General features: G+C 50.8%; 8 protein-coding genes and 1 pseudogene. 6 read left to right on the forward strand and 3 right to left on the reverse strand.

Annotated features, from left to right (window positions below):
* The first annotated feature begins 57 nt into the window (after window positions 1-57).
* The 4 genes from EDM57_RS03230 (at window position 58) to EDM57_RS03250 (ending at window position 3,319) form a co-directional block, all read left to right on the forward strand.
* Window positions 58-894: an amino acid ABC transporter substrate-binding protein gene (locus EDM57_RS03230; protein ID WP_122903334.1), complete on the forward strand. Its 837-nt coding sequence runs from the start codon at window positions 58-60 to the stop codon at window positions 892-894.
* A complete protein-coding gene (locus tag EDM57_RS03235; protein ID WP_122903342.1) occupies window positions 881-1,576 on the forward strand; it encodes an amino acid ABC transporter permease in 696 nt (231 codons plus the stop codon). The genes EDM57_RS03230 and EDM57_RS03235 overlap by 14 nt, the downstream gene beginning before the upstream one ends.
* A gap of 17 nt (window positions 1,577-1,593) precedes the next feature.
* A complete protein-coding gene (locus EDM57_RS03240) occupies window positions 1,594-2,331 on the forward strand; it encodes an amino acid ABC transporter ATP-binding protein (RefSeq protein WP_122903335.1) in 738 nt (245 codons plus the stop codon).
* Window positions 2,332-2,947: 616 nt separating this feature from the next.
* Window positions 2,948-3,319 carry a YybH family protein gene (locus EDM57_RS03250; protein WP_122903337.1) on the forward strand — a complete coding sequence of 124 codons (372 nt, stop codon included), beginning with the start codon at window positions 2,948-2,950 and terminating at the stop codon, window positions 3,317-3,319.
* A gap of 141 nt (window positions 3,320-3,460) precedes the next feature.
* Here the strand turns inward: EDM57_RS03250 and EDM57_RS03255 are convergent, their stop codons facing one another.
* The gene (locus EDM57_RS03255) at window positions 3,461-4,003 is read right to left on the reverse strand and encodes a nitroreductase family protein (protein ID WP_122903338.1); all 543 of its coding nucleotides are present in this window, start codon (window positions 4,001-4,003) and stop codon (window positions 3,461-3,463) included.
* Between the two features lie 759 nt (window positions 4,004-4,762).
* On the opposite strand from EDM57_RS03255, the gene EDM57_RS03260 reads away from it, so the two are divergent.
* Window positions 4,763-5,287, forward strand: coding sequence for a DUF4372 domain-containing protein (locus tag EDM57_RS03260; RefSeq protein WP_122903339.1), 525 nt, complete (start codon window positions 4,763-4,765; stop codon window positions 5,285-5,287).
* Window positions 5,265-5,495 (forward strand): transposase, encoded by a 231-nt coding sequence (locus EDM57_RS24010; protein ID WP_122903340.1) that lies wholly within the window; start codon window positions 5,265-5,267, stop codon window positions 5,493-5,495. Before EDM57_RS03260 ends, EDM57_RS24010 begins: the two co-directional genes overlap by 23 nt.
* A gap of 170 nt (window positions 5,496-5,665) precedes the next feature.
* Here EDM57_RS24010 and istB read toward each other — a convergent pair whose 3' ends face one another.
* Entirely contained in the window at window positions 5,666-6,433 is a 768-nt protein-coding gene (gene istB / locus EDM57_RS03270) for an IS21-like element helper ATPase IstB (protein WP_122903341.1), read from the reverse strand.
* Window positions 6,430-6,687, reverse strand: a pseudogene (locus EDM57_RS24015) (IS21 family transposase); the annotation flags it as partial. The pseudogene EDM57_RS24015 and the gene istB, both read right to left, overlap by 4 nt.
* Window positions 6,688-6,722 lie beyond the last annotated feature (35 nt).

Raw genomic sequence — 6,722 nt, forward strand, 5'->3', positions numbered from 1 at the left:
CTGTCCCTTTTAGTATGTTTCTAATCAAAAACATATTGGTTTAGTGGGGGTTCCTTTATGAAAAAAATATTATTTTCCGTTTTCGCCTCTGCTTTGCTGGTCGCTTTGGCCGGCTGCGGGTCCTCTTCTTCCCAGGCGCCACAAGACAATGCAGCACCCGCTCCAGCAGCGAGCGAAGAGAAGACAGGGCAAAACCTGCTGGAAAAAGTAAAAGCGGACGGAAAACTCTTGATCGGGACCGAGGGCACCTATGCTCCGTTCACCTTCCATGACCAGTCTGGCAAACTGACCGGCTATGACGTGGAGGTTGTAACGGAAGTCGCCAAGCGGATCGGCGTTGAGCCTGTGTTCCAGGAAACCCAGTGGGACGCGATGTTCGCCGGACTGGATTCCAAGCGCTTTGACGTCGTGGCGAACCAGGTGGGAATCCGCCCGGACAGACAGGAAAAATACGATTTTTCCAATCCATACACCGTCTCGACGGCTGTGCTTGTGACCCACAAGGACAACACGACCGTCAACGGCTTTGAAGACATCAAAGGCTTGAAAGCGGCGCAAACGCTGACGAGCAACCTCACCGACATCGCGCGGAAAAACGGCGCAGAAATCGTCGCGGTAGAAGGCTTCAACCAGGCGATCGACCTGCTCACCTCCAAACGTGTCGACATCACGATCAACGACGGCCTGTCGCTTCTGGACTTCCTCAAGCAAAAGCCGGATACGCCGATCAAAATCGTGGCAAAAGATCCGAATGTAGCAAAAAACGGGTTCCTCTTCCGCAAAGGCAGCACCGAGCTGGTTGACGCGTTCAACAAAGCGCTGGATGACATGACGCAAGACGGTACCCTCGCAAAAATTTCCGAGAAATGGTTTGGTGCAGATGTTTCTAAGTAACTTCTTTGACAACCCGGAACGCCTGAACCGATGGATCGATATTGCGCAAAGCTCCTTTCTGCCTCTTCTGAAAGGAGCCTTGCTCTATTCTTTGACACTTGCCATCGTTTCTTTTTTCTTCGGCCTGATTATCGCCGTCCTGACCGCTTTGGCCCGCCTGTCCGGCATCAAGCCGCTGGTGGGTATCGCCCGTTTTTATGTATCGCTCATTCGCGGGACGCCGCTATTGGTGCAGCTGTACATCATTTTCTACGGCTTGCCGAGCGTCGGGATCATGATCGATCCGTTCCCGTCCGCCATCATCGGCTTTTCGCTCAGTGTCGGCGCGTATTCCTCCGAGGTCGTGCGGGCCGCCATCCTGTCCATTCACAAAGGACAGTGGGAAGCGGCGTACTCTCTCGGAATGACGTACTGGCAGGCGCTGCGCCGGGTCGTGCTTCCACAGGCAGCCCGCGTCTCGGTTCCCCCTCTGTCCAACTCGTTTATCAGTCTGGTCAAGGATACGTCGCTGGCTGCGGCCATTCTCGTTTCCGAGATGTTCCGCAAAGCACAGGAGATCGTCGCCTCTACCTACGAGCCTTTGCTCGTCTATGCGGAGGCAGCACTCATTTACTGGATGATTTGCTTTGTCCTTTCTTTTCTCCAGGACCGGATTGAACACAAGCTGGACCGCTACGTCTAAAAAGCAGGTGAACACAGATGATTACCATCACGGATTTGCATAAACAGTTTCACAACTTGCATGTGCTAAAAGGCATCTCCCTGACCGTGGAAAAAGGAAAGGTCGTCGTCATCATCGGCCCTTCCGGCTCCGGGAAGACAACGCTGCTGCGCTGCCTGAATGCGCTGGAGGTGCCGACCAGCGGCAGCGTGCAGATCGGTGATGTCAAGCTGGACTTTTCGCAAAAAGTCGAGCGCGCAAGCATCTCCCGGCTGCGCAAACAGACAGGGATGGTTTTTCAAAGCTACAACCTGTTCCCGCACATGACCGCCGTGGAAAATGTCATGGAAGGCCCTGTGACCGTCAAAAAGGAAAGCAAAGAAAGTGCGCGGGCCAAAGCTGCCAATCTGCTGTCCAAGGTAGGGCTCGGCGACAAGCTCGACCATTACCCGGCACAGCTCTCCGGCGGCCAGCAGCAGCGTGTCGGGATCGCCCGTGCGCTGGCGATGGACCCGCAAGTCATGCTGTTCGACGAGCCGACCTCTGCGCTCGATCCCGAACTGGTCGGCGAAGTGCTGAAAGTCATGAAAGAACTGGCCCAGGAAGGCATGACAATGGTCGTCGTTACGCACGAAATGGGCTTTGCCCGCGAAGTTGCCGACGAGGTCATTTTCATGGACCAGGGCGTCATCGTCGAACGCGATACCCCGGCCAGCCTGTTCGCTTCGCCGCGCGAGGAGCGCACGCGCCAGTTTTTGCAGCATTTGAAGGCGTAACGCTCTCAAGCAGCGAGAAAGCCGTATTGCGCCAGGCCATTTACGAAGCTTATCTTTGTACAAAAAAGACTCTGCCAGGCTCGAAAAGCCGTGTACAGAGTCTTTTTTGCTTGTAGTGCCTATCAGTGTTTAATCATCCCAAAAAGAAGTGACCAGGAGAATGATGAGGATGATCCAAAGAAACCCGCCACCTCCGAAGCCGAAACCACGCCTGCATCCCATGGCTTTCCTCTCCTCTCTTCTCGCGTCGTAGTGCAGAGCTGACCGTGCAAAGAGGCCAGCCCTTCTTTTCAGCTTATGACAACCACTAGCTGTCCGCATGGATGCCTGTCTAGTTGATCGGCAAAATAAAAAAAACAGGTGCTTGCCCTGCTCACCTGTACATCGCCCAATTTTTAACAAATGCTTCATGCTGTCTCTATTCTCCCTTAACATGTCCGCTCTACGATAATATTGTCAGACCCTACGATGGACGTTACGTCCTCCATTCCCGCCCGAATCGCCCCCTTCCATTCGGGCGGGCTTTTTTTCCTGGACTGGTGCGTGGTCAGGAAATCCTTTACAATAGCAAACAGAAGAAATATTCCTGAAATTCGTCGGGGAGGTCGTTTTCGCCATGGGTTATCAGCAAGCATTGGAGCAATACATCGCCGCTACGAACACGCACGACTTTTCAAACGTGGAAAAGGTGCTGCACCCGCAGGCTGTCTACTGGTTCTCGGACAAGACTTGCACGTCCATGAATGAAATCCGCAGCTACTTCGAGAACGCCTGGGACGTCATCCGGGAAGAGGTGTACGCCGCGACAGACGTGCAGTGGATCAGCGTCGACCAGCAATCCGCGACCTGTCTGTACACGTACCGGTACGAAGGCTATTCCAACGGCAAATTCGTCTCCGGGAGCGGCCGGGCCACGAATGTGTTTGTCAAAACAGCGTCTGGGGAGTGGAAGCTGATTCATGAGCATTTGAGCGGCAATCCGGAGTAAGGGGGAGAAGTTGCAGGGAGAAGCAAGAGAAGGATTCTTTCTGCGAGCACAATCGCACCTGTTGTTATCGGGTTGCAGTGGCTTAGGTAGACAAAACGAAGCCTCCCCTTGACTGCGGGGAGGTTTCGCTTCGCTCGGCACTTATTCAAACCGCGTAAATTTCTCTTCCGCCCGCGTCCGTGGGCGAGCTTCCGGCACGTCCTTCTCGTCGAAAAAGCCAAGGTGCAAAAAGCCGACGATTTTCTCGCCTGGGGCAACGCCCAGAATCTGATGCGCTTTTGGGTCCCAGTTGTGCGCGTTTGTTTTCCAGACGACACCGAGATTGCGCTCCCACGCCAGGAGCTGGAAGTTTTGAATCAGGGCGCAAACGGCGCTGAAATCTTCCTCCCACTGCTTTTGCCGCGGGTCTTCTTTCATGATGACAATCAGGTAAGCCGCTGGCTGATTGTACATCTCTCGGCGTGCCTCGTGCGTTTCCGGCGGATAGACGGTAATCAGCTTCTCGACAAACGCTTCTTTTTTCTCAGACGGCACAAACACAAAGCGCCATGGCTCACGCAAACCGTGGTTCGGTGCGTACACGGCATCATTCAGCAGCTCCAGTACAAGTTCCTCCGGCACGGCATCCGGTTTATAGCCCTTTTTTATCGAGCGGCGCTCGCGAATGACTTTGGCAATGGACATATGGTTCACCTTCTTTGGATGGACATCAGCATTTCGTGATAATGGTTATCAGTATCATATGTTAGCGCTTGCCATCTGTAAAATCAAGCAAAATATTGCTGTATCTGCACTTTGCGCTGGCAGCTGTGCTGCAATCTTCACTTCCTGTTAGCATTTATCTCTGGAAATACGCTTATCTGGTAACTATACAACTTACTCCCGCACGTGTAATGACCGAACTCAATTCGATACACTCATAGACAATCCTGGTAAGACGTATCTGTTCTATCGGGAATTTGTGAACTACACTAAGTATGACGCGTTATACGAACACCAAATCTTTCTCTTTACTCGAGAAAAAGAAAGCAGCTCACTAGTGTTGCATTAATTTTGTTGTAATAAACGGAATTTTCTGTTCTTTACTTAGAGCACTGTGAACGCTCACCAAAATGTTGACCACTTTGCTCATCATAAAGTTACCCACCTGACAGTTTGAGCACACGTCATCATTTTCACACCTAATTGCAAATGTTTTTACTGAGCCAAGGATCGTCAAGGGCTTGCGTAGCAAGGGGTTTACCCTTTATCCTTGACGATCCTTGGTGCAGGAAATAAAATGCTACTTTGTGTGAAAAAAAGCATCGTAGGTGGTCAACTCGAAGATGAGCGTTTGCTCCAAAAATGGTCAACTTTTTGATTAGCATTCACAGAGCACAAAAAAATCCTTTACAATGAAATGGCCAGGTAGTTTCTGTCCAAATCCACTGAAAGGATCCCAACATGGACAAAGATACCTTACTTTCGTCATTTGGTAAATGGGTTTCCCCCATTTTTTCGAAAAGTTTTTTGGAAGATCTGGCCACCAGTGACCACGACAAGTACGTCAAAAAGCTGACGACTTCCGCCTATCTCTTGTTGTTTCTTCATGCCCAACTTCAGCAGCGAGAAGGATTACGGGCGATTGCAGATGACACGTTAGGAAGAAAACCCCAACAAGAGCTCGGTTTTACCTCGATCAGTCCTTCTCAACTTTCACGCAAGCATCAACAGCCCCATTCCGAATTGTTGCAGCGTGTTTTCATGGACTTGGTTAAACGGATTCGACTATGCTTCCTTCCCCCAGCTATGAAACGTGATTTTCGCATCGTAGATGCGACCACGATCCTTTTGTGCCTAAATACTTACAAATGGGCGACCTTTCGTGAGACAAAGGCCGGGGTAAAAACTTCACTTCCGGTTAGCATTTGCTTCTCCGGAAGACGTCTATCCGGAAACCGTACAGCTGACTCCAGCACGTGCTCATGACCGGACTCAACTCGATACGCTCGTAGACAAACCTGGTACGACGTATGTGTTCGATCGGGGATTTGTGGACTGCGCCAAGTTTGACGCGTTCTGCGAACGCCAGATCTTCTTCATTACGCGAGTAAAGAAGAAGGCAGCTATTCGGTATCTGTTTGATAGTCCTGTTCACGAAGGGAATGGTATCAAGATGGGAACCAAAATCAAATGAAACATGTCCCTAGCTCATAAAGACAGCCGATTCAGCGGGAAACTTCCTTACTGTTGATCACGATTTGTGGATTGATTTGAATGGCCTTTTCTTCTTAAATGTCAACGCCGACTTTATTTTGACCCACCCTCGCCGGTTTAGAACTGACCCACCCGGCGATTTTTTGTTGGTTAGGTGGTAGAGGGAGAGCCGTAGGCTCCAGTCCTCATTTTTTCACGAAGTCGGTAACTATTCTCTCTAATGTTAACGATGTGGGAATGGTGTAAGAGTCGATCCAGAATAGCTGTAGCAAGTATCGGATCGCCCATCAATTCCCCCCATTCACCGAAGCTCTTGTTGCTGGTCAACAGAATACTCCCTCTCTCGTATCTTGCACTTACTACCTGGAAAAAGAGGTTAGCTGCCAAACTGTCAAACGGCAAGTAGCCAATCTCGTCAATCACGAGGAGCTTTGGGCGAATATAGATACGGATGCGTTTATCCAGTCTGTTCTCCATGTAAGCTTTTCGCAGATCCTCGATGAGATGCGACAGACTGACAAAGTAAACGGATATACCTTGCGAGATGGCTTCTACAGCCAATGCCACCGCCAAATGACTTTTTCCTACTCCGGGAGGTCCTAAGAACAAGACATTCTCGTGTCGGGTTACAAAAGTCATCGTGGCCAGCTCTCGAATCAATCGTTCGTCAATACTAGGTTGGAAAGCAAAATCGAACTCCTCTAGTGTTTTGCGGTAAGGCAAATGGGCAAGTTTGGTGCGTACCTCCATATTCCGCTTTTGACGTTCCGCTATCTCGGCATCAAGGAGCGTGTTGAGAAAGGACAGATAAGTGGGCTGTCCATGACTTGCCGCTTCCAAGTGAGCATCCAAAAGGAGAGCCGCTTGTTGAAGCCCAAGTTCCTCGAGGCGTAGTCGCGCCTGTTCCAGTTCAATCATGCTCCCACCTCCGTCAGCTGCTCATAGACGTCCAGCGAACGTACTTCCACTTGTTGCGGTGAAATCTGTCGGGCTTGTGGACGTGGATAGGCATATCCTTGAGCGGTCGAAAGACCTGCGTACTGGTTTTCGCAAAAAACAGTGGTGCGGGATCGATAGACCTTTTGATGTCGAGCAATACATGTGCCGTCGGCCCAGATTTCCACCCACCCATTCACTTCGCGAACGGTACTCTCACGTCCACTGTACCTCCATGGAACGCCATATCATACACCATCGTAGCTAACAA

Origin of the sequence: Brevibacillus gelatini, assembly GCF_003710935.1 — a bacterium.
In the GTDB taxonomy this organism is placed as follows: domain Bacteria; phylum Bacillota; class Bacilli; order Brevibacillales; family Brevibacillaceae; genus Brevibacillus; species Brevibacillus gelatini.

What these genes read in the sequence shown, in the direction of transcription:
- EDM57_RS03255 (WP_122903338.1), bottom strand. Translation starts at nt 4,003, where the DNA reads ATGTCCATTGCCAAAGTCATTCGCGAGCGCCGCTCGATAAAAAAGGGC.
- istB (WP_122903341.1), bottom strand. Translation starts at nt 6,433, where the DNA reads ATGATTGAACTGGAACAGGCGCGACTACGCCTCGAGGAACTTGGGCTT.
- EDM57_RS03240 (WP_122903335.1), top strand. Translation starts at nt 1,594, where the DNA reads ATGATTACCATCACGGATTTGCATAAACAGTTTCACAACTTGCATGTG.
- EDM57_RS03230 (WP_122903334.1), top strand. Translation starts at nt 58, where the DNA reads ATGAAAAAAATATTATTTTCCGTTTTCGCCTCTGCTTTGCTGGTCGCT.
- EDM57_RS03250 (WP_122903337.1), top strand. Translation starts at nt 2,948, where the DNA reads ATGGGTTATCAGCAAGCATTGGAGCAATACATCGCCGCTACGAACACG.
- EDM57_RS03235 (WP_122903342.1), top strand. Translation starts at nt 881, where the DNA reads ATGTTTCTAAGTAACTTCTTTGACAACCCGGAACGCCTGAACCGATGG.
- EDM57_RS03260 (WP_122903339.1), top strand. Translation starts at nt 4,763, where the DNA reads ATGGACAAAGATACCTTACTTTCGTCATTTGGTAAATGGGTTTCCCCC.